At 66.0% G+C, this 18,908-nt stretch carries 16 protein-coding genes; 13 read left to right on the top strand and 3 right to left on the bottom strand.

What is annotated here, in order from left to right:
* The first annotated feature begins 78 nt into the window (after positions 1 to 78).
* The 7 genes from lpxD to H7A87_RS07165 all read left to right on the top strand — a co-directional run bounded on the left by lpxD (position 79) and on the right by H7A87_RS07165 (position 9,391).
* Complete coding sequence (lpxD, locus tag H7A87_RS07195; protein ID WP_119129020.1) at positions 79 to 1,092, top strand: UDP-3-O-(3-hydroxymyristoyl)glucosamine N-acyltransferase; 1,014 nt, start codon at positions 79 to 81, stop codon at positions 1,090 to 1,092.
* Complete coding sequence (fabZ, locus tag H7A87_RS07190) at positions 1,089 to 1,550, top strand: 3-hydroxyacyl-ACP dehydratase FabZ (protein WP_119129019.1); 462 nt, start codon at positions 1,089 to 1,091, stop codon at positions 1,548 to 1,550. The genes lpxD and fabZ overlap by 4 nt, the downstream gene beginning before the upstream one ends.
* Before the next feature lie 23 nt (positions 1,551 to 1,573).
* Positions 1,574 to 2,365, top strand: coding sequence for an acyl-ACP--UDP-N-acetylglucosamine O-acyltransferase (lpxA, locus tag H7A87_RS07185; protein ID WP_104583403.1), 792 nt, complete (start codon positions 1,574 to 1,576; stop codon positions 2,363 to 2,365).
* Positions 2,362 to 3,681, top strand: coding sequence for a lipid-A-disaccharide synthase (gene lpxB, locus H7A87_RS07180; protein WP_232087946.1), 1,320 nt, complete (start codon positions 2,362 to 2,364; stop codon positions 3,679 to 3,681). Before lpxA ends, lpxB begins: the two co-directional genes overlap by 4 nt.
* The gene (locus H7A87_RS07175) at positions 3,678 to 4,403 is read left to right on the top strand and encodes a ribonuclease HII (RefSeq protein ID WP_119129018.1); all 726 of its coding nucleotides are present in this window, start codon (positions 3,678 to 3,680) and stop codon (positions 4,401 to 4,403) included. The genes lpxB and H7A87_RS07175 overlap by 4 nt, the downstream gene beginning before the upstream one ends.
* A 284-nt stretch (positions 4,404 to 4,687) precedes the next feature.
* Complete coding sequence (dnaE, locus tag H7A87_RS07170) at positions 4,688 to 8,275, top strand: DNA polymerase III subunit alpha (RefSeq protein WP_119129017.1); 3,588 nt, start codon at positions 4,688 to 4,690, stop codon at positions 8,273 to 8,275.
* 156 nt (positions 8,276 to 8,431) lie between these two features.
* Complete coding sequence (locus H7A87_RS07165; RefSeq protein WP_053045248.1) at positions 8,432 to 9,391, top strand: acetyl-CoA carboxylase carboxyltransferase subunit alpha; 960 nt, start codon at positions 8,432 to 8,434, stop codon at positions 9,389 to 9,391.
* Between the two features lie 395 nt (positions 9,392 to 9,786).
* Here the strand turns inward: H7A87_RS07165 and H7A87_RS07160 are convergent, their stop codons facing one another.
* Entirely contained in the window at positions 9,787 to 10,233 is a 447-nt protein-coding gene (locus tag H7A87_RS07160) for a CopD family protein (RefSeq protein WP_104583405.1), read from the bottom strand.
* A 74-nt stretch (positions 10,234 to 10,307) separates the two neighbouring features.
* Between H7A87_RS07160 and H7A87_RS07155 the strand changes: the two genes are divergently transcribed.
* On the top strand, positions 10,308 to 10,910 hold the full coding sequence (locus H7A87_RS07155; protein WP_180496924.1) for a class I SAM-dependent methyltransferase: 603 nt from the start codon (positions 10,308 to 10,310) through the stop codon (positions 10,908 to 10,910).
* A gap of 432 nt (positions 10,911 to 11,342) precedes the next feature.
* Positions 11,343 to 12,650, top strand: coding sequence for a polyhydroxyalkanoate depolymerase (locus tag H7A87_RS07150; RefSeq protein ID WP_039520278.1), 1,308 nt, complete (start codon positions 11,343 to 11,345; stop codon positions 12,648 to 12,650).
* Between the two features lie 262 nt (positions 12,651 to 12,912).
* Here H7A87_RS07150 and H7A87_RS07145 read toward each other — a convergent pair whose 3' ends face one another.
* Positions 12,913 to 13,284 (bottom strand): PadR family transcriptional regulator, encoded by a 372-nt coding sequence (locus H7A87_RS07145; protein ID WP_119129234.1) that lies wholly within the window; start codon positions 13,282 to 13,284, stop codon positions 12,913 to 12,915.
* A 325-nt stretch (positions 13,285 to 13,609) separates the two neighbouring features.
* Between H7A87_RS07145 and H7A87_RS07140 the strand changes: the two genes are divergently transcribed.
* The 4 genes from H7A87_RS07140 (at position 13,610) to H7A87_RS07125 (ending at position 17,965) form a co-directional block, all read left to right on the top strand.
* Positions 13,610 to 15,169, top strand: a complete 1,560-nt coding sequence (locus H7A87_RS07140; RefSeq protein WP_180496923.1) for an alginate export family protein — start codon at positions 13,610 to 13,612, stop codon at positions 15,167 to 15,169.
* Between the two features lie 518 nt (positions 15,170 to 15,687).
* Positions 15,688 to 16,362, top strand: a complete 675-nt coding sequence (locus H7A87_RS07135) for a DUF502 domain-containing protein (protein WP_053046264.1) — start codon at positions 15,688 to 15,690, stop codon at positions 16,360 to 16,362.
* A gap of 4 nt (positions 16,363 to 16,366) precedes the next feature.
* Positions 16,367 to 17,143 carry a queuosine precursor transporter gene (locus tag H7A87_RS07130; protein ID WP_119129013.1) on the top strand — a complete coding sequence of 259 codons (777 nt, stop codon included), beginning with the start codon at positions 16,367 to 16,369 and terminating at the stop codon, positions 17,141 to 17,143.
* A gap of 219 nt (positions 17,144 to 17,362) precedes the next feature.
* Positions 17,363 to 17,965, top strand: a complete 603-nt coding sequence (locus H7A87_RS07125; RefSeq protein ID WP_166761703.1) for a LysE family translocator — start codon at positions 17,363 to 17,365, stop codon at positions 17,963 to 17,965.
* Here H7A87_RS07125 and H7A87_RS07120 read toward each other — a convergent pair.
* Complete coding sequence (locus tag H7A87_RS07120) at positions 17,929 to 18,768, bottom strand: AraC family transcriptional regulator (protein ID WP_182486069.1); 840 nt, start codon at positions 18,766 to 18,768, stop codon at positions 17,929 to 17,931. The two genes, H7A87_RS07125 and H7A87_RS07120, sit on opposite strands and share 37 nt — an antisense overlap.
* Between the last annotated feature and the right edge of the window lie 140 nt (positions 18,769 to 18,908).

Below are 18,908 nucleotides of genomic sequence, written 5' to 3'. Positions count from 1 at the left end.
AGGCTTTGTTGGGAACTGTTTAATGGTGTTTTCTCCCCGTTAAAGCGGCTCTCCCACACTTACAAGAGGTTCACCCTGATGCGCTTGACCGCCAGTGCGATTGCCGAACAATTTGGTCTGACCGTCATCGGTGATGGCGCCATCGAAGTCAGTGGCGTCGCCACCCTGGCGCATGCCGGCGCCGGGCAACTGAGCTTCCTGTCCAATCCGCGCTACCGGCCGCAGCTGGGCCAGAGCCAGGCCGCCGTGGTGGTGCTGCGCGCCGACGATGCGCAGGACGCACGCGGCACCGCGCTGGTCGCCAAGGATCCCTACACCGCCTTCGCCAAGATCGCCGCCTTGTTCGATGTGGCGCCGCTGCGCGAACCGGGCATTCACCCGTCGGCGGTGATCGATCCCAGTGCCCAGGTCTCGCCGAGCGCGCATGTCGGCCCGTTCGTCAGCATCGGTGCGCGCAGCCGCGTGGGCGATGGCTGCGTGATCGGCACCGGCAGCATCATCGGCGAGGATTGCGTGGTCGATGACGGCAGCGAGCTGCTCGCCCGCGTCACCCTGGTCACCCGGGTGCGCCTGGGCAAGCGCGTGCGCATCCATCCCGGTGCGGTGATCGGCGCCGACGGCTTCGGCCTGGCGATGGATGCCGGCCACTGGATCAAGGTGCCGCAGCTGGGCGGTGTGGTGATCGGCGACGATTGCGAGATCGGCGCCAACACCTGCATCGACCGCGGCGCACTGGAAGACACCGTGCTGGAAGAAGACGTGCGCGTGGATAACCTGGTGCAGATCGCGCACAACTGCCACATCGGCGCACATAGCGCCATCGCCGGCTGCACCGGAATCGCCGGCAGCGCCAAGATCGGCCGTTACTGCCTGCTTGGCGGGCATGTCGGCGTGGTCGGGCACCTGGAGATCTGCGACAAGGTCGTGATCACCGGCAAGTCGGTGGTGCGCAATTCCATCCATGAGCCGGGCGAGTATTCGTCCGGCACCCCTCTCACCGACAATCGCACGTGGCGCAAGAATGCCGCGCGCTTCAAACAACTCGATGTGCTGGCAAGGCGCATCCTGGCTGTGGGCAAGGAGAAAGAATGAGTCACCCCACTTACGAGCTGCCGATTGACGTCAACCAGATCCAGACGCTGATCCCGCACCGCTATCCGTTTCTGCTGATCGACCGGGTCGTCGACCTCGACCTGGAAGCCAAGCGCATCGTCGGGCAGAAGAACGTCAGCATCAACGAGCCGTTTTTCCAGGGCCATTTCCCCACCCGCCCGGTGATGCCCGGCGTGCTGATCATCGAGGCACTGGCGCAGGCCGGTGGCGTGATGACCCAGCTCGGGCTTGGGCGCGACGCGCTGTCCAAGCTGTTCTACATGGTCAAGGTCGACAACGCCCGCTTCAACAAGCAGGTGGTGCCGGGTGACGTGCTGATGCTGGAAGTGCAGATGAAGCGCCTGATCCGCAACATGGGATGCTATTACGGCGAGGCCAAGGTCAACGGCGAAGTCGTGGCCAGCGCCGAAATCATGTGCGCCGGCGCCAAGGAATAACCCGTTTTTGGAGGTGAGACACGATGCGTGATCAAGCACCCTTGATTCATCCCACCGCCGTCATCGATCCGTCGGCGCAGCTGGCCAGCGATGTGCGCGTGGGCGCGTTCTCGTTGATCGGCGCCGATGTGCAGATCGATGCGGGCACCGAGGTGGGGCCGCATTGCTCGATCCACGGCCCGACCCGGATCGGCCGCAACAACCGCTTCATCGGCCATGCCGCGATCGGCGGCGAACCGCAGGACAAGAAATACGCCGGCGAGCGCACCGAACTGGTGATCGGCAACGGCAACGTGATCCGCGAATTCGTCACCATCAATCGCGGCACCGGCGGCGGTGGCGGCATCACCGTGGTCGGCGACGACAACTGGATGCTGGCCTACACCCACGTGGCGCACGACTGCCATGTCGGCAACCACTGCGTGTTCTCCAACAACACCACGCTGGCCGGCCATGTCACCGTGGGCGACTACGTGATCATCAGCGGCTTTGCCGGTGCCCATCAGTTCTGCCGGATCGGCGCGCACGCCTTCCTGGGCATGGGCGCGCTGACCAACGGCGACGTTCCGCCGTTCACCATGGTCGGCAGCGAATCGCTGGGCCGCCCGCGCGGCATCAACAGCGAAGGGCTCAAGCGTCGCGGCTTCGATGCCGAGCGCATCACCGCGATCAAGCGCGCCTACCGCACGCTGTACGTCGCCGGGCTGCCGCTGGCCGAGGCCAAGCTGCAGCTGGCCGAACAGGCCAAGAGCAGCGAAGACGTGCGCGGGCTGCTCGAGTTCATCGAGGCGGCGGAAAGGCCGTTGTTGCGATGAAGGGAATCGGGAATCGGGAATCGGGAATCGATGCAGGCGCGCACGCTGACACGCCTGCCGCCGGCCCACCGCCGGCACTTCCGATTCCCCATTCCCCACTCCCGATTCCCGGCGCGCAAGCGCGCTCCCCACGCATCGCGCTGATCGCCGGCGAAGCTTCCGGCGACATCCTGGGTGCCGGCTTGATCGAGCAGCTGCGGCGCCGCTATCCGGCTGCCGAGTTCGTCGGCATCGGCGGCGATGCGATGCGCGGCGCCGGCTGCCAGACCTGGTTCGATGCCAGCGAACTGGCGGTGATGGGGCTGACCGAAGTGCTGCAGCATCTGCCGCGGCTGCTGAAGCTGCGCCGCGCGTTTCGTGAGCGTGTGCTGGCATGGAAACCGGACGTGTTCATCGGTATCGATGCACCCGATTTCAATCTGTCGGTCGAGCGCTGGCTCAAGCAGCGCGGTGTGCGCACCGTGCATTACGTCAGCCCCTCGGTGTGGGCATGGCGCGAGAAGCGTGCGGAAAAGATCGGCGCCAGCGCCGACCTGGTGCTGTGCCTGTTTCCGATGGAGCCGCCGATCTACGCCAGGCACGGCATCGATGCGCGCTTTGTCGGCCACCCGATGGCCGACGACATCGCCTACCAGGCCGATCGCGCCGCTGCGCGCGCCAAGCTGGGTCTGTCCGCCTCCAGCACCGTGCTGGCGGTGTTGCCCGGCAGCCGGCATGGCGAGATCGGCAAGCTCGGCGAGACGTTCTTCCAGGCCGCCTGGCTGGTGTCCGAGCAGTTGCCCAACCTGCACGTGCTGGTCCCGGCGGCCAATCCTGGCTGCAAGCAGCTGCTGGCCGAGCAGTTGTCGCGCTCGTCGCTGCCGGTGCTGCGGTCGCACCTGCTCGATGGCCAGGCGCGCACCGCGATGCTGGCCGCCGACGTGGTGCTGCTGGCGTCGGGTACCGCGACGCTGGAGGCGATGCTGGTCAAGCGCCCGATGGTGGTCGGCTACAAGGTCGCCCCGCTCACCTACCGCATCGTCAAGACGCTGGGCCTGCTCAAGGTCAACCGCTACGCGCTGCCCAACATCCTGGCCAACGACGACCTCGCCCCGGAGCTGATGCAGGACGACTGCACCCCGGAGCGCCTGTGCGCGGCCCTGCTGGACTGGTTCAAGCACCCGGAAAAGGTCGCCGCGCTGCAACCACGCTATCTCGCCCTGCACGCGGAACTACGCCGCGACGCATCGGCACGCGCGGCCGATGCGGTGGCTGGGCTGCTGATGCAGCCGGAATCGGGAATCGGGAATCGGGAATCGGCAGGAGCCGGGTCGTGAAGCGCTTAACTTCCCACGGTGCCGTTCTCGTTCCGACGGCGCAGGACGCGCTTTTTCACGATTCCCCAGTCCCGATTCCCGATTCGCGTTTGATTGCCGGTGTCGACGAAGCCGGGCGCGGCCCGCTGGCCGGGCCGGTGGCGGTGGCGGCGGTGGTGTTCGATCCCGGCAAGCCGCGCATCAACGGGCTGGACGATTCCAAGCAGCTCAGTGCGCAGCGGCGCGAGCAGTTGTATGCGCGCATCGTCGAGCGGGCGCTGGCGTGGTCGGTGGTGCTGATCGACAGCGAGGAGATCGACCGCATCAATATCTACCAGGCGACCATGCTGGGCATGCGGCGTGCGGTGGAAGGCGTCGCGCATGTGGCCGGGTTTGCCCGCATCGACGGCAACCGGGTGCCCAAGGGCCTGCCCTGCCCGGCCGAGGCCTTGATCGGCGGCGATGCGCTCGATCGCGCCATCATGGCCGCCTCGATCGTGGCCAAGGTCACCCGCGACCGCCTGATGCACGACCTGCACGTCCAGCACCCCGAATACCGCTTCGACCAGCACAAGGGCTACGCCACGCCGGTGCACCTGGCCGCGCTGCGCAGCCATGGGCCGTGCCCGCAGCACCGTCGCAGCTTCGCCCCGGTGCGGCGTGCATTGGGCATCGAGGCGGCGCAGTCGCCGTGGGACGTGCCCTGCGCGCCCCCGGCCGATGCGCTGCTGCTTGCCGACTGAGCGCCCCCTCCAGGCTGACCTGGCCCGGTCCCGGCGCCACCCACCAGTGGCGCGGAAACGGCCGGTGCAGCCAGGGCTTCGCGTAGCAAGTCACGCACGCCCAGCGCCGCACGCCCCCGATCCGCGCAATCGCCACCGCTGCGCTGCATCCAGCTAGCCACAGCCTGAATCGGCCACACCGGCCAGCCCCCGTGGCAGCTGGCCGCGGCGCCGCGCCGGTGCTGTCAAGCCTTGTCCGACCCGATCACGCTCGCTACCCTGACCCCGCATTATTCCGGTCTCGCATGTCCACTTCCCGCTTCGTCCATCTGCACGTCCACACCGAGTTCTCGCTGGCGGATTCCACCATCCGTGTGCCCGAGAAACCGGATCAGGCTGACCCGAAAAAGGCCAAGCAGGCCAACCTGCTGAGCCGCGCGGTCGAACTCGACATGCCCGCGCTGGCGGTCACCGACCTCAACAACTTGTTCGCGCTGGTCAAGTTCTACAAGGCCGCCGAGGGCGTGGGCATCAAGCCGATCGCCGGCGCCGACGTGATGATCGCCACCCCGGACATGACGCCCTGGCGCATGACCCTGCTGTGCCGCGACCGCGAAGGCTACCTGAGCCTGTCGCGCCTGCTGACCCGCGCCTGGATGGAAGGCCACCGCCCCGAAGGCGGCGTGGCGATCCACCCCGAATGGCTGCAGAGCGGCCATGCCAACCTGTTCGCCCTGGCCGGCCGCGACAGCCTGGCCGGGCGCCTGTTCGGCGAGGGCCGCGCCGACCTGGCCGAGCAGCAGCTGGCCGACTGGCAGCGCGTGTTCGGCGACGGCCTGCATCTGGAACTCACCCGTACCGGGCGCCAGGGCGAAGAACGCTTCAACCAGTTCGCGCTGCATGCGGCCGGTGTGCGCGGCCTGCCGGTGGTGGCCAGCAACGATGTGCGCTTCCTGTACGCCAGCGACTTCAATGCGCACGAGGCGCGGGTGTGCATTTCCTCCGGCCGCGTGCTCGACGACCCCAAGCGCCCGCGCGAGTACAGCGACCAGCAGTACCTGAAGTCCGGCGACGAAATGGCCGCGCTGTTCGCCGACGTGCCCGATGCAATCGACAACACGCTGGCGCTGGCGCAGCGCTGCAACATCGAGATGCGCCTGGGCACCTACTTCCTGCCCGCCTATCCGGTGCCCGAAGACGAGACGCTGGACAGCTGGATCCGCAGCCAGTCGCGCGACGGTCTGGCCGCACGCCTGGAAAAGAGCCCGATCGCGCCCGGCAAGACCCGCCAGGACTATGTCGACCGGCTGGAATTCGAGCTGGATACCATCATCAAGATGGGCTTCCCCGGCTACTTCCTGATCGTGGCCGACTTCATCCAGTGGGGCAAGAACCAGGGCATTCCGATCGGCCCGGGGCGCGGTTCCGGTGCCGGTTCGCTGGTGGCCTGGGCACTGCAGATCACCGACCTGGACCCGCTGCCGTACAACCTGCTGTTCGAGCGCTTCCTCAACCCCGAACGCGTGTCGATGCCCGACTTCGACATCGACTTCTGCATGGATCGCCGCGACGAGGTGATCGACTACGTGGCGCGCAAGTACGGGCGCGAACGGGTCAGCCAGATCATCACCTACGGCACCATGGCGGCCAAGGCGGTGGTGCGCGACGCCGGGCGCGTGCTCGGCTTCAGCTACGGGCTGGTCGACAGCGTGGCCAAGCTGATCCCCAACATCCTGGGCATCACGCTCAAGGATGCGATGGGCGAAGGCAAGGACTCGGAGATGGCCTCGCCGGACCTGATCCAGCGCTACCAGGTCGAAGACGACGTGCGCGACCTGATGGATCTGGCCCGTCAGCTCGAGGACCTCACCCGCAATGCCGGCAAGCACGCCGGTGGCGTGGTGATCGCGCCCGAGCCGCTGTCCGAATTCTGCCCGCTGTTCGCCGAACACGACGAGGACGGGCGCGGCAAGAATCCGGTCACCCAGTTCGACAAGGACGACGTCGAAGCGGTCGGCCTGGTGAAGTTCGACTTCCTCGGCCTGCGCACGCTGACCATCATCGACTGGGCGGTCAAGGCGATCAACGTACGCCACGCGCGCGCCGGCATCGACCCGATCGACATCACCACCATTCCGCTCGACGACGTGCCCACCTACAAGGGCGTGTTCGCCTCGGGCAATACCGGCGCGGTGTTCCAGTTCGAATCCTCGGGCATGCGCCGCCTGCTCAAGGACGCGCGCCCGGACCGTTTCGAAGACCTGATCGCACTGGTATCGCTGTACCGCCCCGGCCCGATGGACCTGATCCCGGACTTCAACGCGCGTAAGCACGGCCAGCAGGAGATCATCTACCCGGATCCGCGCACCGAAGCCATCCTCAAGGACACCTACGGCATCATGGTGTACCAGGAGCAGGTGATGCAGATGGCGCAGATCGTCGGCGATTATTCGCTGGGCGGTGCCGACCTGCTGCGCCGTGCGATGGGCAAGAAGGTGCCGGCCGAAATGGCCAAGCACCGCGAGATCTTCCGCGAGGGCGCGGCCAAGGGCGGGGTGGGCGCGGCCAAGGCCGACGAAATCTTCGACCTGATGGAGAAGTTCGCCGGCTACGGCTTCAACAAGTCGCACGCCGCCGCCTACGCGCTGGTCAGCTACCAGACCGCGTGGCTGAAACGGCATTACCCGGCCGAATTCATGGCCGCGACGCTGTCCTCGGACATGGACAACACCGACAAGGTGGTCGGCTTTCTCGATGAGGTGCGCAATCTCGGTCTGACCGTCAAGCCGCCGCGCGTCAACGAGTCGGCCTACATGTTCGAAGCTGCCAGCCCGGACACGATTCAATACGGCCTGGGTGCGATCAAGGGTGTCGGTCAGGGCGCCTGCGAGGCGATCGTCGAAGAACGCCAGCGCGGTGGCCCCTACACCACGTTGCTGGATTTCTGCACGCGCGTGGGCACCGCCAAGCTCAACCGGCGCACCCTGGAAGCGATGATCAATGCCGGCGCGATGGACGGGCTGGGCAAGAACCGCGCCTCGCTGATGCTGCAGTTGCCGGAAGTGGTCAAGGCCACCGAGCAGCTGGCGCGCGAGCGCGCCTCGGGCCAGAACTCGCTGTTCGGCGGGCCGGACCCGAGCGCGCCGGCGTTGCGTCTGGACCTGCCCGAAAGCGAGGAATGGCCGCTGGGCCAGCTGCTCACCGGCGAGCGCGAAACGCTGGGCTTCTATCTCAGCGGCCATCCGTTCGACCCGCACCGCGACGAGGTGCGCGAGCTGGTCGGCTGCGACCTGGGGTCGCTGGAGAAGATCCTCGCCTCGCAACAACGCGGCGGCGGAGGCGGCGGCGATGGCGAAAAACGCGCCTGGCGCCCGGAAGTCAGCGCCATCCTGGCCGGCCAGGTGATCGGCGTGCGGCGCAAGGGCGACAGCCAGGTGTTCGTGCAGCTCGAAGACGGCCGTGGCCGGGTCGAATGCAGCGCGTTCTCCGATGCGATGGCCGAGTTCGGGCACCTGCTCACCCGCGATCGCATCCTGATCGTCAAGGGCGGCCTGCGCGAAGACGAATTCAACGGCGGCTACAGCCTGCGGATCCGCCAATGCTGGGACTACGAGCAGATCTGTGCCGACCATGCGCAACGCCTGTCATTGCGCCTGGACCTGCGCGAGAAGCAGGCCTGGAAGCGCATCGACGCCCTGCTGGCCAAGCACCGCCCCGGCAAGACCCCCTTGCGCCTGGACCTGCTGCTGCGCGCCCCGACCGGTGGGGTGGCCGGCATGCTCGACCTCAACGGCAGCCACTCGGTGCGCATCGACCAGCAGTTGATGGACAGCCTGCGCGCCGATCCGGCGGTGCGGACCCTGAAGATCAAGTACAGCCCTCCGTGGGCGTGAGAATGGGGAGTCGGGAATGGGGAATCGCAAAAGCGAGGCCGCCATCCGCCCTGCTTTGATTCCCCATTCCCGATTCCCGATTCTCCTAACCCCACCGTACGGGTTCATCGAACGCATTCGGCTACACTCCCCGCCTTACGTTGACGACACCACTGCATGAATCCCAACTACCTCGACTTCGAGCAACCCATCGCCGATCTGGAAGCCAAGATCCAGGAACTGCGCAAGGCCAGCACCGGCCCTGCAGTCAACGTGGACACCGAGGTGCGTGCGCTGCGCGACAAGCTGCGCGTGCGTACCGCACAGATCTTCCGCGACCTGTCGGCCTGGCAGGTCTCGCAGCTGGCGCGCCACCCGCAGCGCCCGTACACGCTGGACTACATCAACACCATCTGCGACGAATTCCAGGAACTGGCCGGCGACCGCGCCTATGCCGACGACAAGGCGATCGTCGGGGGCCTGGGCCGCATCGATGGCCGCGCGGTGGTGATCATCGGCCACCAGAAGGGCCGCGACACCAAGAGCAAGGTCGCCCGCAACTTCGGCATGCCGCGTCCGGAGGGCTACCGCAAGGCGCTGCGCCTGATGAAGCTGGCCGAGCGTTTCCGCCTGCCGCTACTGACCTTCATCGACACCCCGGGCGCCTACCCCGGTATCGGCGCCGAGGAACGCGGCCAGTCCGAAGCGATCGCGCGCAACCTGCTGGAGATGGCCGAACTGAAAGTACCGGTGATCTGCACCGTGATCGGCGAAGGCGGCTCCGGCGGCGCGCTGGCGATCGGCGTGGGCGACCGCACCTTGATGCTGGAATACGGCACCTATTCGGTGATCTCGCCCGAAGGCTGCGCTTCGATCCTGTGGAAGGACGCGGCCAAGGCCAAGGACGCCGCCGAGCAGCTCGGCCTGACCGCCAAGCGCCTGAAGGGCCTGGGCCTGGTCGATAAGGTGATCCGCGAACCCACCGGCGGCGCGCATCGCAATCCCGAACAGATGGGCAAGCGCCTCAAGGCCGTGTTGCTCAATGAGCTGGAAGCGCTGGAAAAGCTGCCGGTCGAAGGCCTGCTGCAGCGTCGTTACGAGCGCCTGCGCAGCTACGGTGCCTACGAAGGCAACTGATCGGCGATACGTCGAGGCGATGGTGCTGCGTGCACCATCGCCAGCCAGCAAGACGATTGGTCATCGAGGAAGGACCTGGTCGCAATAAGCCCTGCCTCTCCTGTCACCGGTGTTGCAGGCCGCCTGCTGCGCGCTTGTCGTACTCAGCAGGCGGGCGCTGTACTGGATCTTCATCCTGATCGCGTTCGCGTTCCTGGCGGTGTTGATCCAGGTGTGCGGCTGCAGACGTGGCCGGATCCCGGCTTGTCTCCCATGCGTGTCGGCACTGCGCGCCCAGGTAATGTCCGCCGTCGGCGCGCGGTGCCGGCCTGCACCCCTCGGGGTCGCATCGCCATCGTCGGCGGCGCATCGACAGCGTCAGGCAAACGCACGCGCTGCCTGTACTTCAACAACGCTCAGAACGGCTTGGCCAGCACCAGCCAGATCACCGCGACCAGCAACACCACCGGCACTTCATTGAACAGCCGCAGCGCGCGGCCGCTGGGCAGGCTGCGGCCCTGATCCACGCCCTTCAACCAGCGCCCGGCCACGATGTAATGCGCCAGGATCAAGGCCACCGCAAACAGTTTTGCGTGCAGCCAGCCACCGGCCACCATCGTCGGAAAATCCGGAATCACCCGATAGCCCTGCCACAGCACCGCGCCCAGCAGCAGCGCCAGGCCCAGCATGCTGTGGCCGAATCTGTAGAGGCGGCGCCCCATCAGCACCAGGCGTGTGCGTACCGCAGGCTCGGCACCGGCTTCGGCGATATTGACCAGGATGCGTGGCAGGTAGAACACCGCCGCCATCCACGCAGTGACGAACAACAGATGGAAGGTCTTGATCCACAGGTACAGGGTCATGTGCTGGCTTCGCTGGCTGGCGTAGGATGGCCCGCATTTTCACCCATCCGATCATGCGAAAGCACCTGACGTCCATGTCCGAACCCGACGACAAGCAGTACGACGCCCACTATTTCCGCCGCTGGTACAGGGATGCGGGGCTGGCCGACCCTGCGCGCCTGCGACGCAAGGTCGCACTGGCGGTGAGTCAGGCCGAGTACTACCTGGAGCGCCCGATCCGCAGCGTGCTGGATATCGGTTGTGGCGAGGCGGCCTGGCGCGCGCCATTGTTGGCCTTGCGCCCCAGGCTGAGCTATCTGGGCTTCGACAGCAGCGCCTATGCGGTACAGCGTTACGGGCGCAGCCGGCAGATCCATCCTGCCCGCTTCGGCGATTTCGCCTGGCTGCGCCCCTGCGCGCCGGTGGATCTGCTGATCTGCTCGGACGTGCTGCATTACGTGCCCACCCGCGAGTTCAACCAGGGGCTGCCGGGGCTGGCCGAGATGTGCGCGGGCGTGGCGTTTCTGGAGACATTTGCCGAAGAAGACGCCTTCGAGGGCGACCACGAGGGTTTTCAGGCGCGCCCGGCGCGCTGGTATCGTCGCCGCTTCGCCGGCGTGGGGTTTGCTGAACTCGGTTCGCACTGCTGGTTGTCGCCGCAATTGGCCGATGAGGCGTCTGCGTTGGAGCGCGGCTGAGCAGGACGTTGGCCGGCTGAGGCACACATGGCGAGGCGAGTGGCTTCGCCGCGCGCCCTCCCGCCACCCTCGCCCGCAGGAAAGCGGCCTTCCTTCTTTCTCCCGCCGGGAGAAGGTGCCCCGCAGGGGCGGATGAGGGTACGCACGAAGCCTGGTGGCAGTTGAGTGCGTGTGGGCCACACCCCTTGCCCCTCCCTGCAGGCAGAGGAGCCTGCCAGGCAGTCCGCACGGCTCTGCGAGAACGCGCACTTCCAGCCCGGCGCCGTCGTCCGACGTATCTCCGATGGCGGCAACGCAAAATCGCGGCAAATCAGGGCGCTCGCGCCTGCCACAGCTTGGATGACAGCCTCTACCGTCCGCAGCCCCATTAAGGTGCAAATGCGCCAAAGGGGGTATGCTGCGCGGCAGCAAAGAGCCGCACGGATGGGTGGAATGCTTTATCAACTGCACGAGCTGACCCGCAATCTGCTAGCGCCTTGGGTGCACCAGGCCCAGGCGAACGCCAAGATGTTTTCCGACCCCGACAGTCTGTGGGCCTCGCTCCCGGGCGCCGAACGCATGGCGGCCAGCAATGAGCTGTTCCATCGCCTGGGCAAGGAATACGAAAAGCCGGCCTGGGCACTGGACGATGTCGAGGTCGACGGCCACTCGCTGCCGATCATCGAACGTGAAGTGCTGAGCAAGCCGTTCTGCCGCCTGCTGCGCTTCAAGCGTTTCAGCGACCATGTCGAGTTGATCGGCACGATGAAGCAGCAGCCGGCCGTGCTGGTGGTGGCGCCGTTGTCCGGCCACCATGCCACCCTGCTGCGCGACACCGTGCGCACGCTGCTGCGCAACCACAAGGTCTACGTGACCGATTGGGTGGACGCGCGCATGGTGCCGCTGGAAGCCGGTGCCTTCCGGCTCGAGGACTACATCAGCTACATCCAGGAGTTCATCCGTCACATCGGCGCCGAGCGCCTGCATGTGGTGAGCGTGTGCCAGCCCACCGTGCCGGTGCTTGCGGCGGTGTCGTTGATGGCCACCAACGACGAGCCCACGCCGCGCTCGCTGGTGATGATGGGCGGGCCGATCGATGCGCGCCGCAGCCCGACCCAGGTCAACAACCTGGCTACCGAGAACGGTATCGAGTGGTTCCAGAACAACCTGATCCACACCGTGCCGTTCCCGTATCCGGGCCATGGCCGGCAGGTGTATCCGGGCTTCCTGCAGCACGCCGGCTTCCTGTCGATGAACCCCAACCGGCACGTGATGTCGCACTGGGATTTCTACACCGACCTGGTCAAGGGCGACCTGCAGGACGCGCAGGCGCATCGGCAGTTCTACGACGAATACAACGCCGTGCTCGACATGCCGGCCGAGTATTACCTGGACACCATTCGCGTGGTGTTCCAGGACTTCCTGCTGCCGCAGGGCAAGTGGAAAGTGGATGGCCAGCTGGTCAAGCCCTCGGCGATCCGCAATACCGCACTGCTCAGCATCGAAGGCGAACTGGACGATATCGCCGGCCTCGGCCAGACCGAAGCGGTGCACGATCTGTGCACCGGGATCGACGCGGCGCATCGCCGTCATCTGGTGGTGGAAGGTGCCGGCCACTACGGCATCTTCAGCGGCCGCCGCTGGCGCGAAGTGGTGTACCCGCAGGTGCGCGAATTCATCGCTCGCTACGATGCCGACCCGGTGGGCAGCCGCGATCCGGCCACCGTCACCCCGATCCGCAAGCGCGGCAAACGCGCTTGACCGGCAACAAAAAACGCCCCTCGATCGAGACCGATCGAGGGGCGTTTTTTTTATGCGCAGATTCCTGGTTCGCGCCAACCCAGAGGACTGGTCGCGTGCGCGGTGCCCTCACCGCCCTCACCGCCCGCAGGAGTGCCATGAACCCTTCCCGGTTCGGCATCGTGGAGCGCATCCTGAAGCGTCGCCGGGTCCGCGCAGGCCCGGGCTGGCGCACTTGCACAAGGTCATCGGGACTGGTGGTCGGCAAGGGACGTGCCTGTCATCAGTAGGTCCCCTCCAGCACTGCGTCACCGGAATCGCGGGTGGCGCGCCAGGCGGCGCTCCAGTCGCGCAGGCAATCACGCCCGGTTTGGGTGATGCGGTAATAGCGCTGCGGCGGCCCGGACGCGGAGGGCTCGACATGGCTGTGCGGCAGCCCTGCGCCGTCCAGATTGCGCAGCACCGGATACAGCGCGCTCTGCTTGCCGCTGAGCACGCCACCCAGCCGCTCCAGCCGCTCCAGCCGCTTGGCGATCAGATAGTCGTACAGCGGCGCATCGGCCTGCGCCAGCACTGCCAGCAAGGCCAGCGACACCGTGCCGGCACTCAGCTCCTTCTGGAATTTCCGCAGGCATCGGATTCGCTCATCGGCCAGCTCCACCAGGTCGAAGGCAATGCTATTGCGAGTTAGGAATAGCGAATATGTCGGTAGTCACGGGCCGGGATAGGAAAATCGGGATTGGGGATTTGCAAAGGCAAGCAACCGAGAATTTCCGTACACGACTCAAGCGAACTGAAGAATACCTGGCGCGTTATTTGCAGGCCCGCTTTTGCGAATCCCCAATCCCGACTCCCCAATCCCCGCTCATGTACTTAGAACCATTGGGTTACTCCCTTTGCGGCAGCGCTCCACTACAGTCATTGCCCACTGGGCCGATACCACTTGCTCAGACGACTCACTTTTTCGATAGGGCGACACGATGCGACTAGCACGCTTGGCACAGCCGGCCATGGCTGAAACTTCCTTTGGCGCCACCCGGTGCCTGTGCTTGGCGATCGGGTTGTCACTGCCGGCACTGGGGTTTGCGCAGGCGCAGACCGCGCCGGTCAATGCCGAGCAGACCCAGCCGGAACCTGCGAAGGCCGCGCCCGCCGCTCCTGCGGCGCCCGCGCCCGCCAAGGGGTATCCGCTCGAAGCGCAGGGCTGGGGAGCTAAGCAGGGCGGCAACATGTGGCAGGTGCGTTGGGCCGAGGACTGGTCGTATCTGAAGGATCCATCCAAGCGCAAGAGCCCGTTCGATCCGCTCAAGTACATTCCGTTCAATGAATCGGGCGATGTGTATGTCTCGCTCAGCAACGAACTGCGCGTGCGCAGCAACACCATCACCAATCCCGGTCTGATTCCCGGCAGCCACTCGCAGCAGCAGTACCTGTTGCGCGCGTTCTTCGGTGCCGACTTCCATATTGGCGAGCACTTCCGTCTGTATACGGAACTGGCGCACGGCAGCCTGGATGGACGCAACGAGGGCGCCAAGACCGGCACGCAGGAAAACAACGCGATCCTGCAGCAGGTGTTCTTCGATGTGAAAGGACGCGTCAACGATGCTGACCTCGGCCTGCGCGTGGGCCGCCAGGTGTTTGTCGATGGCCCCGTCACGCTGATGGCCCTGCGCGACAACACCGACATCTTCGTGACCTTCAACGGTGTGCGCGCCTGGGCGATCGGCGAAAAGACCCGCGTGGACCTGTTCGATTTCAACTTTAACCTGGATGGCACCGAGGGACTGGGCGACGATCGCATTGACCGCTCGCGGCACTTCCGCGGCGTGGTCGGCGGCTGGCGCATGCCGACCGCCAAGCCGATGTATCTGGAGCCGTTCTTCTATCAGTTCCGCAACGACAATCAGGTCTGGGGCCGGCAGACCGCCGAAGAAAACCGCAACTACTACGGGCTGCGCCTGTGGGGCAATGTGGGCAAGCTGCGCACCGACTCGTTCGTGACCGTGCAGCGCGGCAGCTACGGCGGGCGCGACCTGCGTGCCTACATGGCCAGCACCTCCAATGCGTGGACGCTGAGCGACAACGGCTGGAAGCCGCGCCTGGGCTTCCATAGCGAAATCGCCTCCGGTGGCGGCGGCACCTCCGGCACCGGCACGCTGCGCAACAACAACTTCCTGTACGGCAATACGATCTACTTCAGCTGGGCGACGTTCTTCGGCCCGGTCAACCTGGTCACCGCCGCGCCCACGTTCACCTTCTCGCCCACATCCAAGCTCACGGTGAACCTGGAATGGGAAACCCTGTGGCGCCAGACCACCAGCGATGCGATCTACAACAACCAGGCACGCGCCTACGCACGCACGCAGAACACCGGCGAGCGCCGCATCGGCACCATGCCGCGCATCAACGCCACCTGGAACATCGACCCCAACTGGTCGGTGACCTTCCGCGCCGAACACCTGATGGCGGGGCCCGCGCTGGAAAAAGCCGGCTACGGCGATTCGACCTTCGTCATGGGCTGGCTGAACTTCCGGTTCTGAATGCCGTTTGCCGGCACTGCAATCTGCTGACTCGATGTGCGAGCGTTTTGTTTTAACGCGTACTCGATCACATGCCGCGTCCCGCAAGGGCGCGGCATGTTGGTTTCTAAGCCTTGACCCGTCTGATGAGCATGCGTTTTTCGCAGGCTGCATGCATCTGGCAAGCGAGGCCTTCGCCTACTTGTACGACCGATTGCGTTCGACGGACAACCGCGCCCCCGCCTGGCCGAGACACCACACCACCGCTGCCCAACCGAAAGCCATGTTTGGCTTGAGCGCAGCAGCATCAGCCCAGTCGCCCAGGCAGTCGCGGCTGTCATACGCGCCTCCAGTGCCGTGCGTCCCTTCTCTCCGGCGGGATGAGGAAGCGACCTGCTACTGCCTTGCGCACGCGACGTGTCACTGCCTGAGGGCGACCTTTCAGCACGCAGCAGTGCATCTTTTACGAATCCCCAATGCCCAATCCCAAATCCCCGCCTCACCTGCACCGCGCGCGGCCGAATGCCTACAATGCGCGCATGTCCGAATCCCCCACCCCGCATTCCCGCCCTTCCCTGCAACGGGTCTTCCTGACCGGCTTGCTCACCCTGCTGCCGGTCTGGTTGACCTGGGTGGTGGTGAAGTTCGTGTTCTCGCTGTTGTCGGGCATCAGCAGCCCATGGGTGGTGCCGCTGTCCGAACGCATCGCCGCCTCGTTCCCCGATTATCTGGGCTGGATCAAGGCGCTGTGGGTGCAGAACACGATCGCGCTGATCGCCACCGTGGGCGTGATCCTGTTCGTCGGCATCCTGAGCCGGCGCGTGATCGGCCAGCGCCTGCTGCGCTGGTTCGAGGCGATCATGCGGCGCATCCCGCTGGCCAGCGTGGTCTACGACAGCGCGCGCAAATTGCTCGACATCCTGCAGACCCAGCCCGGCAGCACCCAACGCGTGGTGCTGATCGACTTCCCGCATCGCGACATGAAGTCGATCGGCCTGGTCACGCGGGTGATCAAGGAACAGGGCACCGGCCGCGAGCTGGCGGCGGTGTATGTGCCGACCACGCCCAACCCGACCTCCGGCTATCTGGAGATCGTGCCGGTGGAGCTGCTCACGCCCACCGACTGGAGCGTGGATCAGGCCATGAGCTTCATCATCTCCGGCGGCGCAGTGGCGCCCGACTCGGTTCCCTTCACCCGCACGGCGGATCGCTGACGCAATGACACAGCCGCGTACCCTCGACGATCGTGCGGTCCGCCTGTTCATTGCGCTGGCCGCGTTCTTTTGCGTCAACGCGGCATTGGCCGAGTTCATCGGCGTCAAGATCTTCGCGCTGGAAGACACGCTCGGCATCGCGCCGTTGAACTGGAACCTGTTCGGCCAGACCGGCTCGCTCAGCTTCACCGCCGGCACCTTGTTGTGGCCGGTGGTGTTCATCATGACCGACACCATCAACGAGTTCTTCGGCAGCCGCGGGGTGCGTTTCATCTCGTGGGTGGCGGTGGTGCTGATCGGCTACGGCTTCGTGTTCGCGTTTGCCGCGATCGCATTGGCGCCGGCAGCCTGGTGGGTGACTGCGGCGCAGGGCCAGGGCGTGCCCGACTACCAGGCGGCCTTTGCAGCGGTGTTCGGCCAGGGCCTGTGGACGATCGGCGGCTCGCTGGTGGCGTTCCTGTTTGGCCAGTTGATCGACGTGTCGGTATTCCATCGCATCCGCCGCGCCACCGGCGAAAAGCACGTGTGGCTGCGTGCCACCGGCTCCACGGCGGTGTCGCAATTGGTGGACAGCTTCGTGGTGATCTACATCGCCTTCGTGCTCGGACCGCAGCACTGGTCCATCGACCAGTTCCTGGCGGTGAGCACGCTCAACTACGTCTACAAGATGGGGTTTGCGATTGCATTGATCCCGCTGCTGTATCTGGCGCGCCGCGCCATCGGCGCATACCTGGGCGCCGAGCGCGCCGAGCAGCTGCGCGAAGAAGCCGCCTCCGGCTGACAACGCGGAAGCCTGCCGGCCGCATCGCTGCAGGGCAACCACCGGCGCCCGGGCGGCGGCATCGAAACGTCACATCGGTCTTGCGCGCAGCCCGCCTGCCGCCCGTTCGCTGCGCTTGCCGATCATGCGACGGCCGCAGCGGCCGCCCATCGAAATTTTGTTCAATCCGTGGCTGCGGTCGCCAGCCATGCTGGTGCGCCCCGCTACGGATTCCGCGCCATGGACCATCTTGTCGCAATGGCCAGCTTTGCGCTGGTGTGCTCGATTTCGCCCGGGCCGGTCAACCTGGTCGCGTTGAGCACCGGCGCCAGTGCCGGCGCGCGTGCCGGGCATGGCCACGTGATCGGCGCCACCGTCGGCTTCGTCGCGCTGCTGCTGTTGGTGGGCCTGGGACTGCAGCAGGTGTTGCTGCGCTGGCCGCTGCTCGGCCGTGCCTTGCATCTGGCAGGGGTGGGGTTCCTGCTCTACATGGCCTGGCGCCTGCTGCGCGACGATGGCGTCATCGAAACGGCCAGGCCGCGCCCGGCCGCCTCGTTCTGGACCGGTGCGGCGATGCAATGGCTCAACCCCAAGGCCTGGTTGGCGGCGACCTCCGGCGTTGCGCTGTATGCAACGGCAGGCACCACGCAGCTGGCGGGCTTTGCGGCGGTGTATGCACTGGTCTGCTACCCCTCGCTGGCGTGCTGGTTGCTGGCCGGCGCAGCGCTGCGGCGGCATGTGCAGGTGCCCAAACAGCTACGGCGCTTGAACCGGGTGTTGGCCGCACTGCTTGTACTGAGCGCGGTCTATCTGCTGATGGAACTAGGGACCGCATTGCGATAACGCCCCGGTGTCACCGCCCAGGCGCGTTTGAAGCTGCGCTGCAGATGCGCCTGATCGGCGTAGCCATGCGCATAGGCGACTTCGGCGATCTCTCCGCCACGCCGCAAGGCCTCGCGTGCACGCTGGAAACGGCAGTCCAGCAGATACGCATGCGGGGTCATCCCGTGGGCCTGGCGAAAGCCGCGAATCAGCCGCGGCGCCGGCATCCCGGCCAGCGTGCACAGTTCGCGCAGCGATACCGCACGCGCGTGATGGGTCTGCAGATACTCGGCCACCCGTCGCATCGGCCCGGTATCGACCGCAAGCGCGCGACTCATCGGCTCCACATGCAGATGCAGCCGCGCCACGAACGCGATCAATGCACTCTCGCGTGCAAGCGCGTCGGCATTGCCATCGGTCAATACGGCATGCATGCGGTCGAAGGCGGCATAGGCTGCCGGGGTCTGGCACAGCGGCGCCGCCAGCAGGTGCACATCGGCGTTGGTGGCCAGGCCGAGTGCGCGCTGTTGTTCGCGCAACCACGCCACGTCCAGATACAGCATGCGGAACGACCAGTCCTGCTGCTGATCCGGATTGCAGGCATGCACCTCGCCCGGGTTGATCAGGGTCAGCGACCGCGCGCCCACCTGCGCCCTCACGCGTCCATTGCGATAACGCGCAAGCCCGCGGTCGACCGCGCCCACCGACCATTGCTCGTGCGTATGCGCGGCATAACACAGGCTGCGGCTGTTGATCACCTGGCGCAGTTCGACAAAGGGCAACGCCGGATCGCGCCAGAAACCCTGCCCACCCTGCACGGGCACCTGCGTCCCGCATGTCGATTCATCGCTTGGCATGTACGCAAGCCTATCGCACTGCAGCATGCCTGCGCGCCGCAGGCATGCGCAGCGGGCTTCATGAATTCCAGGCGCGCCCCGTGCGCCCGATGGGTGGCCGGAACGGT

It is taken from the genome of Xanthomonas sp. CPBF 426, from assembly GCF_903989465.1.
Taxonomy (GTDB): Bacteria; Pseudomonadota; Gammaproteobacteria; order Xanthomonadales; family Xanthomonadaceae; genus Xanthomonas; species Xanthomonas euroxanthea.
This window is presented reverse-complemented; position numbering and strand designations above follow the sequence as displayed.